Origin of the sequence: Paenibacillus radicis (ex Xue et al. 2023) (genome assembly GCF_024722015.1) — a bacterium.
GTDB lineage: Bacteria > Bacillota > Bacilli > Paenibacillales > NBRC-103111 > Paenibacillus_S.
Window position 1 is genome coordinate 138,909 of the sequence record NZ_JANQBD010000015.1, and the last position, 16,004, is coordinate 154,912.

General features: G+C 44.7%; 12 protein-coding genes. 7 read left to right on the plus strand and 5 right to left on the minus strand.

All coding sequences use genetic code 11. The features are described 5' to 3' along the window. Positions 1–4 precede the first annotated feature (4 nt). The gene (locus NV381_RS20580; RefSeq protein WP_258215160.1) at positions 5–1,387 is read left to right on the plus strand and encodes a glycine--tRNA ligase; all 1,383 of its coding nucleotides are present in this window, start codon (positions 5–7) and stop codon (positions 1,385–1,387) included. A gap of 78 nt (positions 1,388–1,465) precedes the next feature. Here NV381_RS20580 and NV381_RS20585 read toward each other — a convergent pair whose 3' ends face one another. After that, positions 1,466–2,653, minus strand: coding sequence for an acetoin utilization protein AcuC (locus NV381_RS20585; RefSeq protein WP_258215161.1), 1,188 nt, complete (start codon positions 2,651–2,653; stop codon positions 1,466–1,468). A gap of 515 nt (positions 2,654–3,168) precedes the next feature. Beyond that, positions 3,169–3,804 (minus strand): GNAT family N-acetyltransferase, encoded by a 636-nt coding sequence (locus NV381_RS20590; RefSeq protein ID WP_258215162.1) that lies wholly within the window; start codon positions 3,802–3,804, stop codon positions 3,169–3,171. 328 nt (positions 3,805–4,132) lie between these two features. Here NV381_RS20590 and acsA point away from each other — a divergent pair, with 328 nt between their 5' ends. Continuing rightward, positions 4,133–5,857 carry an acetate--CoA ligase gene (gene acsA, locus NV381_RS20595; RefSeq protein WP_258215163.1) on the plus strand — a complete coding sequence of 575 codons (1,725 nt, stop codon included), beginning with the start codon at positions 4,133–4,135 and terminating at the stop codon, positions 5,855–5,857. Positions 5,858–5,963: 106 nt separating this feature from the next. Here acsA and NV381_RS20600 read toward each other — a convergent pair whose 3' ends face one another. Beyond that, the gene (locus NV381_RS20600) at positions 5,964–9,128 is read right to left on the minus strand and encodes a transglycosylase domain-containing protein (RefSeq protein WP_258215164.1); all 3,165 of its coding nucleotides are present in this window, start codon (positions 9,126–9,128) and stop codon (positions 5,964–5,966) included. A 516-nt stretch (positions 9,129–9,644) separates the two neighbouring features. Between NV381_RS20600 and tyrS the strand changes: the two genes are divergently transcribed. Next, positions 9,645–10,904 (plus strand): tyrosine--tRNA ligase, encoded by a 1,260-nt coding sequence (gene tyrS / locus NV381_RS20605; protein WP_258215165.1) that lies wholly within the window; start codon positions 9,645–9,647, stop codon positions 10,902–10,904. A 220-nt stretch (positions 10,905–11,124) separates the two neighbouring features. Here tyrS and rpsD read toward each other — a convergent pair whose 3' ends face one another. Beyond that, on the minus strand, positions 11,125–11,724 hold the full coding sequence (gene rpsD, locus NV381_RS20610; RefSeq protein WP_258215166.1) for a 30S ribosomal protein S4: 600 nt from the start codon (positions 11,722–11,724) through the stop codon (positions 11,125–11,127). Between the two features lie 354 nt (positions 11,725–12,078). Between rpsD and NV381_RS20615 the strand changes: the two genes are divergently transcribed. The 4 genes from NV381_RS20615 to NV381_RS20630 all read left to right on the plus strand — a co-directional run bounded on the left by NV381_RS20615 (position 12,079) and on the right by NV381_RS20630 (position 14,676). Continuing rightward, positions 12,079–12,663: a TVP38/TMEM64 family protein gene (locus NV381_RS20615; RefSeq protein ID WP_258215167.1), complete on the plus strand. Its 585-nt coding sequence runs from the start codon at positions 12,079–12,081 to the stop codon at positions 12,661–12,663. Positions 12,664–12,702: 39 nt separating this feature from the next. Then, a complete protein-coding gene (locus NV381_RS20620) occupies positions 12,703–13,818 on the plus strand; it encodes an aminopeptidase (protein ID WP_258215168.1) in 1,116 nt (371 codons plus the stop codon). 141 nt (positions 13,819–13,959) lie between these two features. Continuing rightward, on the plus strand, positions 13,960–14,208 hold the full coding sequence (locus NV381_RS20625; protein ID WP_171653458.1) for an HPr family phosphocarrier protein: 249 nt from the start codon (positions 13,960–13,962) through the stop codon (positions 14,206–14,208). Between the two features lie 180 nt (positions 14,209–14,388). Further along, positions 14,389–14,676, plus strand: coding sequence for a YlaN family protein (locus NV381_RS20630; protein ID WP_258215169.1), 288 nt, complete (start codon positions 14,389–14,391; stop codon positions 14,674–14,676). A gap of 80 nt (positions 14,677–14,756) precedes the next feature. Here NV381_RS20630 and cax read toward each other — a convergent pair whose 3' ends face one another. Continuing rightward, the gene (cax, locus tag NV381_RS20635; protein WP_258215170.1) at positions 14,757–15,803 is read right to left on the minus strand and encodes a calcium/proton exchanger; all 1,047 of its coding nucleotides are present in this window, start codon (positions 15,801–15,803) and stop codon (positions 14,757–14,759) included. Positions 15,804–16,004: the final 201 nt, after the last annotated feature.

Sequence of the window (16,004 nt, forward strand, 5' to 3'; positions counted from 1 at the left end):
CTTTATGACAGTAACAATGGATCAAGTAGTAGCGTTAGCCAAGCACCGCGGATTTATATTCCCTGGCTCTGAAATATATGGTGGATTAGCCAATACATGGGACTATGGCCCTCTTGGCGTTGAATTGAAAAATAACGTTAAACGTGCATGGTGGAAAAAGTTTATCCAGCAGTCCCCTTATAATGTCGGATTGGATGCAGCTATTCTGATGAATCCTCAAGCTTGGGTAGCATCAGGCCATGTAGGTAATTTTAACGATCCAATGATCGATTGCAAAAAATGTAAGGCTCGCCACCGTGCCGATAAAATTATCGAAAATGCTTTGAATGACAAAGGGATCGAAATGGTTGTTGACGGATTGTCCTTCGATCAAATGATGGATTTAATTCGTGAGCATAATATTATTTGTCCTGATTGCGGAGCATTTGACTACACGGATATTCGCCAGTTCAACCTTATGTTCAAAACGTTTCAAGGTGTAACCGAATCCAGCTCTAATGTGGTCTATATGCGTCCGGAAACAGCGCAAGGGATTTTCGTTAATTTCAAAAATGTGCAGCGGACTATGAGAAAAAAGCTGCCATTCGGTATTGGCCAAATCGGTAAAAGCTTTCGTAATGAAATAACACCTGGTAACTTCACGTTCCGTACGCGTGAGTTTGAGCAGATGGAGCTTGAATTTTTCTGCAAGCCTGGTGAAGATATGCAGTGGTTTGAATACTGGAGAAGCTTCTGCTTCCAATGGCTGTTAAATCTGGGCCTGAAGGAAGGAAATATTCGTCTACGCGATCATTCCGATGATGAACTGTCTCACTATAGCAATGCTACAACAGATGTGGAGTATAAATTTCCATTCGGTTGGGGCGAGCTATGGGGGATTGCAGACCGTACCGATTACGATTTGAAGCAGCATATGGAGCATTCCGGTGAAGATTTCAACTACATCGATCAAGATGCTAATGAGCGTTACGTTCCATATTGTATTGAACCATCGCTTGGTGCAGATCGTGTAACATTGGCATTCCTAATCGACGCTTATGAGGAGCAGCAGCTTGAGGGCGATGACAGCCGTACTGTACTTCGTTTTCATCCAGCTTTGGCACCGATCAAAGCAGCTGTCTTCCCATTGTCTAAGAAGCTGTCTGAAGGCGCACAGAAGGTTTTTGGAGATTTGTCAGCGCACTTTATGGTTGATTATGATGAGGCTGGTTCTATTGGTAAAAGGTATCGCCGCCATGATGAGATTGGTACGCCATTCTGTATCACTTATGATTTCGAGTCCGAACAGGATGGTCAAGTCACCGTGCGTGATCGTGATACAATGGAGCAGACACGGATGCCTATCAGTGAGTTGAAGGCATTTATTGAAGCGAAGATTCAGTTTTAAGGCTGAGCTTAGCAAATATGAAAAGAAGACCCGCAGTGACTTCATTTGATTAAATGAGGTTGCTGCGGGTTTTTGTTTTTATGGTATATAGAGTAATGCCAGCTCCTTGGTATGACGGTTCTTGAGTGTAATTTCTTCTCGACGAGGCATAGGAGCCAATGATCCTGCGCTGTCGAGCCACGTTGTCGGCAGCTCGATGGGGCTTTGGGGCTGCCACTGTGCCAGCCATGCTGGAGGCAGACCTAGCGCCTGCTGTGGCTCGTTGAGATGAGCGGCAGCGGCCAAGGGGTGGTTGCTCATCTCGAGCCACAGCAGGCTCCAGGCGCGTGGTACAACGCGCCAGATGTCGTAGCCGCCGCCGCCCAGCGCAACCCAACGCCCGCCGCAGTATTGGCGGGCAAGCCGATGGATCAGCCGCGGCATAGCACGGTAGATGTCCATGCTGCAATGGACATGGGACAAGGGATCGAAAGCATGGGCGTCGCAGCCATGCTGCGATACGATCAGATCAGGCTTGAAATGCGCTGTGACTCGCTCCAGCACTTCCTCCAAGCATTCCAACCACGATTCATCCTCTGTATAAGGCTCGATAGGGATGTTGATCGTTGTGCCAAAGGCGATGCCTTCACCGCGTTCATTCACAGCTCCTGTGCCAGGGAAGAGATACTTTCCGGTTTCATGAATAGACACCGTACAGACGTCTGGGTCCGTATAGAAGCTCCATTGTACTCCATCTCCATGATGCACATCGGTGTCGATGTAGAGCACCTTTACGCCATAATGACTCTTTGCATGCTGAATGGCAACTGATGCATCATTATACACACAGAAACCGGCTCCCTTGTTCTGGAAAGCATGGTGAAGCCCGCCTCCCAGGTGCAGTGCATGGTTGGCTTGGCCGCTCATTACAGCGTCTACAGCTCGCACAGAGCCTCCAACGATCATAGAGGTGATGTCATGCATCCCTTGGAAGAAAGGAGTATCTTCCGTGTCCAGTCCATACTTCCCTGCTTGACTTATCCATACCGGATCTGGAGCCTCTTTGCTGAGCTCCATCACGGCTTGAATATAGTCCGGACTGTGGACTGCCAGCAGCTGCTCCATGTCTACAGGATGAGGCGGGATTATACAGGATGCTGGTAAGGCATCAAGCTTACGCAGCAGGTCTACAGTCAGCTTCAGCCTCAATTGATTAAAAGGGTGCTCATCATTGAAATGGTACCCTGTTTCAAACTCGTCATATATGAATAAAGCTTCATTTGCCACCGAATTTCAACTCCCGAAGGACAATCTTGGTAAAATAATAATAAAATAGCCGAACAAAAAATGTAAGCGTGTCCCGCAGGGACGAAATCGCTCCTATAACAACGTCCCTAAGGAACATCATCTGTATATCCCACCCCAAACCTTTCGGGTGTCCAGAGGGCGAAGCCCTTGGAGCCCTCCCTTATAGGGAGGGTTTGGGAGGGTGATCAAGCAGCGTGTCCCGCAGGGACGAAAGCGCTCCTACAACAACGTCCCTAAGGAACATCATCCGTATCTCCCACCCCAAACCTTTCGGGTGTCCAGAGGGCGGAAGCCCTTGGGGCCCTCCCTTATAGGGAGGGTTTGGGAGGGTGATCAAGCAAAATGTAAGCGTGTCCCGCAGGGACGAAAGCGCTCCTACAACAACGTCCCTAGGGAACATCATCCGTATCTCCCACCCCAAACCTTTCGGGTGTCCAGAGGGCGGAAGCCCTTGGGGCCCTCCCTTATAGGGAGGGTTTGGGAGGGTCCCCCCCTTAGTACATAAACCGCTGTCTAAACCGAACTCTATCGAATTGCTCAACTGAGCTGAGCGGAACATCCTTGCCAATCCGAACCATCAGGCAGTTGGCAGGATGTGAGCATATCTCCGGGTCATCTGTTGCAAACCAGACCATATCGACGGATTTCATCAGCTTCTCCATCATCTGTCGATAGTCCCAAACATTCAGTCCGCTTTTCTCCAGATCCCAATGCCAATAATACTCGGTGGTGAAAGTAATGACATTCTCCAGCTGTCCGTCCTCGAAAGCAAGCTGGATCATTCGTTTGCCCAAGCCGAGTCCGCGATAATCATCGGCTACTTCAATGGCACCTAATTCCACGAGATCCTTCATATTTCCTTCCGACCAGCGCTCCATTTCATCAGCATAATGAAAGGTCACATATCCGATAATTTCATTATCAAGCTTTGCTAAAATAATACGTCCCTCAGGAAGCTCGGCGATTTCTATAAGAGCCTCGAATTGTTCTTTGGGCCGTCGAAAAGCATCCAGATCGGAATGCATCTGATAATGGGCTAATTGTTCGGGAGGAACAGGTCCTTCTATGACAATAGATCGGGTACTTTGATAAGGTATAAGCTGGGAATGATACCGTTTGTAATGCTCCATAACCGTGCAACTCCCTTTTTACGCAATTCATGCAGCAAGCAATTGCCATCCAATTGAAAACAGACTTACTCATCTTGGTTTGTACTATATCAAAAAAAGGCAGCTATGAAAAGCTTAGTAAAGAGGTTCTTAGTAGGCCGAACATTTTAAAGGAGAATTTCTTGGGAAGAGCAGTCTTATAAACTAAAGTGACAGTCATTTCAAGAAAAGAAATAGTCTGATAAAAAAGGATATGTTATAATATGCGGTGTATAAATCAATCATTTCCATATATCGATTGTAAGCGTTTCATTGATATGGATAACGATGAAATCAGGAGGCAAGCTGAATGGATCACTCGAACGTTGAAAGCATTAAAGCAGTTTCCGCATCATCAAATATGACAAATTACGAGCAAGAGCGAGCAGGGTTTAGCTGGGAAGCGATTGAAAATCAATTCTCTTGGGCATCGACAGGTAAGGTGAATATGGCATATGAAGCAATTGATCGTCATGCTGATTCCGCTAAACGAGATAAAATTGCTCTTTACTACAGTGATGACAAGCGTGATGAAAAGTATACTTTTCATGAAATGAAGCTGCAATCCAACCGATTTGGTAATGTATTGCGTAAGCTGGGTATTACGAAGGGGCAGCGTGTATTTATATTCATGCCGAGAACACCTGAGCTGTACTTTGCCTTACTTGGTTCGATTAAAGTAGGAGCCGTGGTCGGACCCTTGTTTGAAGCTTTCATGGAAACAGCCGTAAGAGATCGACTTCAGGACAGTGCTGCAACGGCAATTATAACTACACCGGCTTTAGTATCTCGTATTCCTGTGGATGAGCTTCCTGAATTGAAGCATGTGATTGTAGTCGGACAGGACATTGAGCTAGCTCACGGACAGGTCGATTTTTATAAGGAAATGGAGCAAGCCTCTGAAGAGTTGGATATAGAGTGGGTGGATCGTGAGGATGGCTTGTTAATTCACTATACATCAGGATCAACGGGTAAACCTAAAGGTGTATTCCATGTACATAATGCTATGATCCAGCATTATTATACTGGACGCGTTGTACTTGATTTGCAGGAGAATGACGTTTATTGGTGTACCGCTGACCCAGGATGGGTTACTGGAACCTCTTATGGTATATTTGCGCCTTGGTTGAACGGGATAACGAATGTGATCCGCGGAGGACGCTTTAGCCCGCAGGATTGGTACCGTACATTGGAGAAATATGGGGTTACTGTATGGTACAGTGCTCCAACAGCTTTCCGTATGTTGATGGGAGCGGGGGATGATGTAGTTAAGCAATTCAATTTGTCCTCGCTTCGTCATGTGCTAAGTGTGGGAGAGCCGCTTAATCCTGAGGTTGTTCGTTGGGGCTTAAAGGTATACAATCATCGTATTCACGACACATGGTGGATGACGGAGACCGGCGGGCAGTTGATTTGTAACTATCCATGTATGGACATTCGACCAGGCTCAATGGGCAAACCACTGCCGGGAGTTGAAGCGGCCATTCTTGATGATGCCGGCAATATTCTGCCTCCATTCCGTATGGGTAACCTTGCTATTAAAGCTCCGTGGCCTTCCATGATGCGCAAGATATGGAATAACCCCGCTAAATATGAGGAGTATTTCCGCATATCCGGTTGGTACATTTCCGGTGACTCCGCTTATTGCGATGAAGATGGTTATTTCTGGTTCCAGGGAAGAATAGACGACGTAATCAACACAGCGGGTGAAAGAGTAGGACCGTTCGAGGTAGAAAGCAAGCTTGTCGAGCATCCAGCTGTTGCTGAAGCGGGTGTAATTGGCAAACCAGACCCGATGCGTGGTGAGATCATCAAGGCGTTTATCGCTCTGCGTGAAGGCTATACTCCATCTGATGAATTGAAGGCGGAAATTTCTAAGTTTGTGAAAGAAGGCTTGTCTGCACATGCGGCACCTCGTGAAATCGAATTCAAAGATAAGCTGCCAAAAACACGCAGCGGTAAAATTATGCGCCGCGTTCTAAAAGCATGGGAATTAAATCTACCTACGGGTGACTTGTCTACGATAGAGGATTAAATCGCTTAGATAAAAATAAAGCATGCTCTACAAAGCAACACCCTGTATCTGCTGCACTCTCATGCAAGAGTAGCAGATACAGGGTGTTATTTTTGTTTGAGCAATATTATTTTTTGAAGAAAACGGTGGTTGAAGTTTTGGATTCACCAGCATCGTTAACTGCTGTTATTTTGTAATAGCCCTCATATACAGCAGCATAATAACGGAATTCGATACCGTTATTTGCAGTACCTAGTTTGGTGAAGCTGCCCGTTTCTTTCTCATTGTAGTACACGACGTACTGCTTAACGGATTCCTTATCAGCATTTGCATTCCAGCTCAACAGAATGCCTGCGCCAATACTTTTAATCGTTAACCCGACCGGGGCTTGTGGAGGATCTTTTACCGGTGTAGTTGGGGTACCGGTTCCTGGTTTTGCAGTTCCATTACTATTACTGCCCGGAGTGCCAGTGCCGCCTGTACCGGTATTTCCAGTCGATCCAGTATTACCTGGGTTAATCAAGCCATTCTCATCCGGTGTAAGGTTTAAGATTTCAATATTCGTTCCATCTGTGAAAGAAGCTCTACTCGGCGCGGATTCCTTACCTGCTACATCAACGGCCGTTACATAATAACCTAGTACACTACTGCCTGGAGCTTGATCGGTAAATTTGGTTTCTGCTCCAGCTTCGACAATTTTACCACTAACTACCTTAAAACCACTGCGATTTACAGAACGATAAAGTCTGTAACCTACAGTATCCGCATTGCTGTTTGCTTGAAATGTAATTACGCTTGTGTCGCCTGAATGCGTGGCAACAACGGTTGTAGGAGCGTCCGGTGCTTTGCCGTCATCGACCCGCGGATCTGTTTCAGATGGTGCATCCTGATCGTAATCAGTAGGAAGGTAACGATCAAGCGGGCGACGCCGGTCTTCAGGCACCTTGTTCATAATCGCAGACAATTCGCTCAGCAGCGAGTTAATTGATTTTTCACGTTTGATGACGGTTTTTTCTTTCACAAAATCTGCGGGTGTAGTTGACTGTGCGATGTAATGAATTCCATTGTATGGAATGATAGGTAATTTGACAAACACATTATCTTCTTCAGTTGGGATAAAGTTCTTATTGAAAATATCAGTTGTCAGATTGCCTGATTTGGTTGTTTCTTCACTTGGGAGCTTGCCTGAATATCCGGATACGGTCATTTCCACAATACCGTCAGGCCGCTTGAACGTTTTCGTTGGAAAGTAATCCGGTTTTTTGTCAATGGCTGCGTCCATAGCGAGAGCCCAAATATTTTTGGCGCGATTAGTCCCACCGGTAGCTTTGCTCAACTTATGAACAGGGGAGTCATAGCCAGCCCAAACACCTAATGTAATATCGGGTGTATAACCCATATACCAAGCATCGGCATCGTCCTGAGTCGAACCGGTTTTACCTACGATCGGGACTTTTCCGTAATGTTTAAATTTACTCATTAAGTCAGTTGCTGTACCAGCAGTGACTACTGTCCGCATCATATCGGTCATGATATAGGCCGTTTGCTCCGAAAATACGGTGGTTGGCTTCAATTCATGCTTATAAATAACTTTGCCGTTGGAATCGGTAATTTTGCTGATCATAAATGGTTCGTTAAGGACACCTTTGTTACCAATGGATGAATAGGCGCTAGTGAATTCTTTTACGGAAACGCCGTACTTCAAGCCCCCGATAACGCCGGTTTGAGCATGATAATCATCCTTGGTTATAGATGTAATTCCTAGCTTTTTGGCAAAATTCCATGCTTGCTCAATACCGACAACGTCTGTAAACAGCTTGATGGCCGGAATATTATACGATTGATTCAAAGCTCTTCTTGCAGTAACCAGACCATGAAATTGATTGTCCCAGTTCTCAGGGATATGATAGCCCCTGGTGCCATCCTTGAGGATAACGGGTACATCGTCAATAATCGAAGCAGGCTGAATAGCGCCTTTCTCGATGGCTGGAATGTAAGCGGCGATTGGCTTCATAGTTGAGCCAGGTTGGCGATATGCCTGTGTGGCATGATTCAACTGCTCTATAAAAAAGTCTCTTCCCTCGATCATCCCGAGAATGGAGCCGGTTTTACTGTCGATCATGACCGCGGCGATTTGTTCCACACCTTTAGTTGGATCATCCGGTGTAAAATTTTTCGGATTTTCTGCGATTTCATGCATCGATTCATAAATATCTTTATCAATGGTTGTATAAATCTGATAGCCCCCGCGGCTTAATTGAGCTTGGGCATTTTTCAAAGCTTCTGTGTAGGCATCAGGATTAGAAGCTGCGGTAAGCTTGGGATTTTGTGCTTGAAGCAAAGCTTTGGCCGCTTCCTTCTCGACCTCAATCATTAGATAAGGATAGGTTGAGTAGGCTTTTTTGACCGGCTCGGCAAGCGATCCCTTAAGATCAAAGCTGAGCGCCTCCTGATATTGCTGCTGGTTAATCTTGTCTTCCTCCAGCATCCTTCTTAGAACCAGCTGCTGCCTTGCAACCGCACGCTTAAACGCTGCGCCGTCAAACTGGCCTTTGCTTGAGAAGGTAGAATAGTTGCTTGGCTGCTGAGGCAATCCCGCCAAATAAGCAGCTTGCGCGATATTAATATCCTTTAGATCGCTAATGTTAAAAACACCTTTGGCTGCTGCTTTAATTCCGTATAGATTGTAACCTGAGGAGCCGTTACCATATGGAATTTTGTTCAAATAAGCAAGCAGAATTTCATCCTTGGACATAAGACGTTCCATACGCATTGCAAGAAAAATCTCTTTGGCTTTCCGGCTGTCTTCACGATCCAAGGTTAAGAAAACTCGCCGAGCCAGCTGCTGGGTAATGGTACTTCCGCCGGTTTGAATGTCCTGGTTCATTAATTTTTGGACTACAGCGCGTGCCAGACCTTTAAAGTCGATCCCATTATGCTCATAGAAATGGTTATCCTCTATGGCAAAAACTGCATCAAGCACCTGCTGAGGAATATCTTCAAGTTTAGCTAATCGCCTGTCTTCTTCCGATCGAATCTGACCAAGAATGGATTCATCATTAAAATAGACAAACCCGGTAATCGCATTTTCCTGTACTTGAGCTGTCATAGACTCTTTGCTGCGGATGGGATCATCCTTAACAAGCGCGGATACATAACCGAATACGGCCCCGGCTCCTAAGAAACCAATAATAACACCGGCAATCATCATCCATTTCAACGTTATCAATGTATATTTCGTAATAGTCCAAACGACAGCAAGCTTTTTGTTTTTTTGTGGTTCTTTCTGCATACCGATAAAAGTTCCTCCCGATTATAAAAAACATACGTAGATTATTATACCATATGGGGAAAGCTCTGGACACTATTCTGGATGTTAGATTACTCACATTAAGGTTTGACACAAGCCTTGTCATATGATATAAATCTTGTAATCACATATCACAATGCAATGATGGACTTGGTGTTCGGGCTATTGATTAGTCTGGCACCTCAGTAGAATAGGGAATCAAGCTTACAGAGAGCCGGTGGATGCTGCAAACCGGTACTTGGCCTTAATTCGAAATACCGTCCGGAGCAGGGGAAGGGAACGTCTGGAACAACTCATTATTGATGTTGCTTCTGTCAGTAGCTTCCTGCCGGGTTCAGCCCGTTATCATAATGAAGTGAAAGTATCGAGAACCGCATTCTTTGTAGAATGCGATTTCTGCAGATACTTTAATTAGGGTGGTACCGCGAGCAATAGCCTTCTCGTCCCTTTGTGGATGATAAGGCTTTTTTTGTATTTTATAAGAAAGGGAGAGAAACCATGGATATTTTACAGGAATTACAGTACAGAGGGTTAATTCATCAGCTGACGGACGAAGAAGGCTTGGCTAAAAAATTAAGCGAGGAGCCGGTTGTTCTGTATGCGGGCTTCGATCCGACTGCGGATAGTCTTCATATTGGTCACTTGCTGCCGATTTTATGCTTGAAACGATTCCAGATGGCCGGTCATTTGCCTGTGGCTTTAGTAGGAGGAGGTACCGGATTAATTGGAGATCCAAGCGGCAGGTCGACAGAACGTTCTCTTAACACGGAGGATGTAGTAGAGCAATGGACCGATAAGCTTAGAGGTCAGTTGTCTCAATTTCTGGATTTTGAATCTACGGTGAATCCTGCCCGCATGGCTAACAATTATAACTGGCTAGGGGAACTGAACGTCATTACCTTCCTTAGGGATATCGGTAAAAACTTCTCAGTCAACTACATGCTGGCCAAAGATAGTGTGGACTCACGGTTAAGCAATGGGATATCGTTTACCGAGTTCAGCTATATGATATTGCAGGCTTATGATTTCTTCCGGATGAATAGCGATATTAACTGTTCTCTGCAAGTCGGCGGAAGCGACCAATGGGGCAATATTACCGCGGGACTAGAGCTGATTGGGAAGTCTACGGGCAACAAAGCCTTTGGGTTAACCATGCCACTTGTAACGAAAAGCGATGGATCCAAGTTCGGAAAAACCGCGGGGGGCGCTGTATGGCTTGATGCGGAGAAAACATCTCCATACCAGTTCTACCAGTTCTGGATTAACACTGACGACAATGATGTAGTAAAATTTTTGAAATACTTTACTTTCTTAACCCGTGAGCAAATTGCTGAGCTGGAGGAGCAAGTGAAGCAGAGCCCGGAAAAACGGGAAGCACAGCGTGTGTTGGCCCGTGTAATGACTGAGCTGGTTCATGGCGAGGATGCTGCACTTAGTGCGATTAAAATATCCGAGGTATTGTTTAGCGGTAATGTAGAGACATTGTCAGGGCGAGAAATCGAAGAGGCATTTAAGGATGTGCCTTCCACCGAGCTTTCCGGCGATGAGGAGATTGCTCTTGTTGACCTGTTGATCGCTGTCCAGGCAGCGCCATCCAAACGTCAAGCTAGGCAGGATATCGATAGCGGAGCCGTTTCCTTGAATGGAGTTAAAGTTAGCGATGTGGAAAAAGTATTGCAGTCCAGCGACCGCATGGAAGGCAAATATATCGTTATCCGTAGAGGTAAGCGCAACTACTATCTTGCCAAATTTGTTTAAGATGGAATAAGAGCATAGCAAATAAAAGCCTTGGCTGCAATTGTGCAACCAAGGCTTTTATTGTACATTCATCAAAGGAACTCGCCGCAGTAAAGTTAAGCGTGTCCTTAAGGACGAAAGCGTGTAAGAACCCCAACCTTCCTCCTTGCCGCGAGCGAGTGTCCAGAGGGCAGAGCCCTTGGGGCCCTCCCGGCGGCGAGGGTTTGGGTGGGAGCTAAGATTAACGGCTGTAGAACTCGACGATTTGCTTCTCGTCAATTTCTTGAGGAAGCTCGGAGCGCTCAGGAAGACGAGTAAACTTTCCTTCCAAAGCAGCATCGTTGAATTCAATGTAAGCTGGCAAGTAGTTGCGGTTTGCCAAAGCTTCTTTAATAGTGGAAAGGTTACGGCTTCTTTCGCGAAGACTGATAACATCGCCAGTGCTTACCAAGTAAGAAGCGATATCCACTTTTTTACCGTTAACTGTTACGTGTCCGTGAGAAACCAATTGACGCGCGCCTGCACGGGAGTTGGATAGACCCATACGGTAAACGAGGTTGTCCAAACGGCTTTCCAACAAGATCATGAAGTTTTCACCGGCAATACCTTGTTGTTTGTTAGCTTTGTCAAACAGGTTGCGGAATTGCTTTTCGTTCATTCCATACATATGACGAAGCTTTTGCTTTTCTTGCAATTGAATACCGTAACCGCTCATTTTTTTGCGTTGACCTGGGCCGTGTTGACCTGGAGGAAATGCGCGTTTCAAATCTTTTCCGTTACCGCTTAGGGAAATACCCAGACGACGGCTCAATTTAAATTTAGGACCTGTGTAGCGTGACATGTATAATGAGCTCCTTTTTTTCCACAATAATGGGATTAGTTTGGTTTTGGTTAATACCTCGGGTGAAGCATGTGCCCGATTTTGTTTAAAGCCATCAGTGCTTATAACACTTCGGCATCTGTCAGGAATCTCAGCCGCTGTCCTGCCAGCAACAAACTCAGTGAGGGTGACACAAAGCTTCCACCATAAGCATTTTTCCTGTTCAGGAGAATGCTTATTCTCGACTTCTAATTTTATAAGACTATACCTGCCTATGTCAAGTGCATCTGCTGCTTTTATGATAGAAAATGGTCACTATTATGAAATAGAGGCAAGAAAGTGTTACAATAACAGGGTAGAAGGGAAGTGTTATCTGTGGCCAACTTGAATGTCCAGCATTTATCTGACGTCTTAAATTCATGGGGGCTGTGGGGACGTCTTGCTGGGGCATTGCTAATCTTCGTACAAACTGTGCTGCCGTTTATACCATTTGTGGTCATCGCAGGGGCCAATGTGCTGATTTTCGGGTTTTGGCTAGGCTTTCTTGTCAATTATGCAGCGTCCGTTCTGGGAGCTATCGTTTTTTTTTGGATAGCACGCCATTATGCCAAAGACTGGGTGGAAACAAAGCTGGAGAAGTATGCTTACCTGAATAAAATTAACGATAAGCTCGAGCATCATGGTTTTTTGTACATAACGATCGGGCGCATTATTCCGGTGCTTCCTTCATTCGGAATAAACCTGGCGGCTGCAGTGATGAAAGTCAGTACGCGTGATTTTGTACTGGGGACGATAGTAGGTAAAGTGCCAATTATTTTATTGGAATCATTAATTGGGCATGATCTGTTGTACTTTCATCAATATAAAGGGAGATTTCTTGTTCTTTCGGCTTTGTTTATCGGACTGATTTTAGTCGGTAATGTATATAAGAACAAATGGTTTGGCAGTAATAAATCTTAGCCCTTTAAATAAAACCATATAAAAAAGGAGAATGCAGCTATGCGAGATCCACGGTTACAAACTTTAGCGAAAAATATTATTGGTTACTCATTGGATGTCCAGTCCGGTGAGAAGGTATTAGTCGAGATGATTGGCTCCGAAAGGGAGTTTGTTGTATGTCTTGTTGAAGAAATATACGCAAGAGGCGGCCAGCCTTATATAGAACTAACGGATCCTTCTGTGCGAAGCGCTATGCTGCAATCAGCAACTAAAGAACAAATTGAGCATTGGGCTGAGATGGATTTGAAGCGGATGAAGGATATGAGCTGTTATATCGGGGTTCGTGCGGGTGAGAATGTAAGCGAGATGTCCGATGTGCCGGAAGCCCAGATGAAGCTGTATGATATGTATTATCGCAAGCCAGTCCATATGGAGCAGCGGGTTAAAAAGACGCGTTGGGTAGTTATGCGTTATCCGAATGCATCAATGGCCCAATTGGCTAATATGAGTACAACGAAGTTTGAGGATTTCTATTTTAGCGTATGCAACCTGGACTATGCCAAGATGTCACTGGCAATGGATCCCTTGCAGGCGTTGATGAACCGAACAGATCGGGTTCGTATCATTTCCCCGGGTACGGACATCAGCTTCTCAATTAAGGACATCGGTTCGGTTAAGTGCTGTGGTCGACGCAACATTCCGGACGGCGAGGTTTACACAGCTCCAATCCGTGACTCCATTAATGGTACTATTACTTACAATACGCCATCGGTTCATTCAGGGGTTACTTTTGAAAATATTAGCTTCCGATTTGAGAATGGTAAAATTGTTGAGGCGACAAGCAGCGATACTCGGAGAATTAATGAAGTGCTGGATACGGATGACGGCGCTCGTCATATTGGAGAGTTCAGTATCGGATTTAATCCGCATATCTTAACGCCAATGAAGGATACTTTATTTGATGAAAAAATTGATGGAAGCCTGCATTTTACACCTGGGCAAGCCTATGAGCAGGCGGATAACGGCAATCGGTCCGCAATCCATTGGGATCTTGTGTTGATTCAAAGGCCGGAATACGGCGGCGGAGAGATTTATTTCGATGACGTTCTAATCCGTAAGGATGGCCGATTTGTTATACCTGAGCTTGAAGGGCTGAATCCAGAGCATTTAAAATAATTTATTGCTTGTAGAAGCAGGGCATTATAGATAGGGCCCTTACAAAAAGTTGTTGCGTGTTATACTTTTCCAATGTAAAATCATAAAAAGAAAGCGATTTACTTAATTATGCAAGTAATGATACGCATGGAGGGATTCAATATGTCAAGTGCCAATAATGCAGCTATAGTAGAAATTTCCCAAACCGCTAACAAATTCAGATCTTCCATTGTTTTACAGTATGACAATAAGTACATTGACGTAAAAAGTATCCTTGGCTTGTTCACTACACTTGTGACCAGCAGCAATTATGACCTCCATGTTCATGGTCCGGATGCAGAAGAAGCGAAAAAAGCTATGGCAGAAGTATTTGCCAAACATAATCTTCACATTAACAGTATTCTTGACTAACTGAATGGGGTCCAAGGAAGGCATTTTCACTCTGATGGGTGGAAATGCTTTTTAATATATTTATGAACAATTGCAGACGCTCGTCAAACATTAGGCAAATCAATGGTCAACTCTCTTGTGTATTAAGACAATATCGACTAATATTAAGCTATGAACTTGCATGTACAAGGGGGAAGCTTGATGTCATCATCCGAATTGTTGCTTAGCTTATCACAAAAAGCACTTCATCTTCTTCAAGAGGATGCAGATAAAATTGAGAAACTCATCGAAGTGCAGATGGAAAATTTGACGACACGCAAATGCCCACTGTATGAAGAGGTGTTAGATACGCAAATGTACGGGCTATCCAGAGAGATTGATTTCGCTATTCGTGCTGAGCTTATTAACGAGACTGCAGGAAAGCATATTATGGTGAAGCTGGAAAGAAATTTAGCGGAGCTGTACGAAGCATTGAACACTAAAGAGTAGCCCATCTGTGATGGACTACTCTTTTTTACTTACTCTGATGTTAAGCTGCCTTGATATTAAAGTTATGTATTGAATTAAGGTTAAACAAGGTAGAAGGCAATGCCCAGAATACAATAGACAACTAGAAGCAGAACGCCTTCATACCAGTTGGTTGAGCCATCCTGGGAGATGGATTTGGCAATGATTGCCGCAACTCCGATGGCTACGAGCTCGAAGGTAGTGAATACAATATCCATTGTTTTTCCGAAGAACAGGGATATGATAATAAGTACTGGAGCCACGAAAAGCGCAATCTGCAAGGAGCTTCCAACGGCGATTTCTACAGCTGCGCCAATCTTGTTTTTACGAGCCAGCATGATAGCTGCACTGTGTTCAGCGGCATTACCTACTATAGCGATCAGGAAAGCGCCGACAAATAGCTCTGACAGCCCGAATTGATGTGAGAATACCTCAAGTGTACTGACCAACCATTCGCTCTCCACAGCTACCATTGCCGTTGCTACGAATAGAAAACATATCGACTTTCCTTTGGACCATTGCGGTTCACCGTGTTCGATAGCCTCATCACTTAATTCATTTTTATGGGTAACCATTGAAAAGAACAGCCATAGAAGGTAGGCAATAATCAGGATAACCGCTACCAGGATGCTTAAATTCATAGTTTCTGAAGTCGTTAAGCTTTTGGCAAAAGCTGCGGGAATGAACAGGGCAATAACAGCCAACAGCATTAGTGAGCCATTATGACTGGCCAGCTTCACATTAAAGTGCTGCTCCTTAAATTTTAACCCCCCGACTAATAAGCTAAGCCCAAGAACTAATAATAGATTTCCGATGATGGAACCGGTGATACTTGCTTTTACAATGTCGAATAAGCCGTCTTTTACTAAAAAGATCGCAATAATAAGCTCTGCAGCATTACCGAATGTAGCGTTGAGGAACCCTCCCAAACGTTGTCCTGCGTAGTGAGCTACGCTTTCTGTAGCCTTACCCAAAAAGCCTGCTACAAAAATAATGGCCACACATGAAATAACGAATTGAACCGTAGCTGAGAACAGTCCCGAATAATGAGCAAATGCGCTTAACACAAAGCTGGCAATTAAGCCAATTGTAAATAAATGGCGTTTCAAAATAGTCACCTCTTTTGGTAAAGTATGCCTTATTCAACAAAATCTATTCTACTATACCCATATTTACTTATGATGTAAACATGAATCCTAGCGATATATATTAATGGACACCCTTATATTCTTACTCCTCATAGTTAATGATATCATGTAGAGTTTTGCAGATTAGGATGAAACCTGTCGCATAAGTTGCTTTCCACTTGG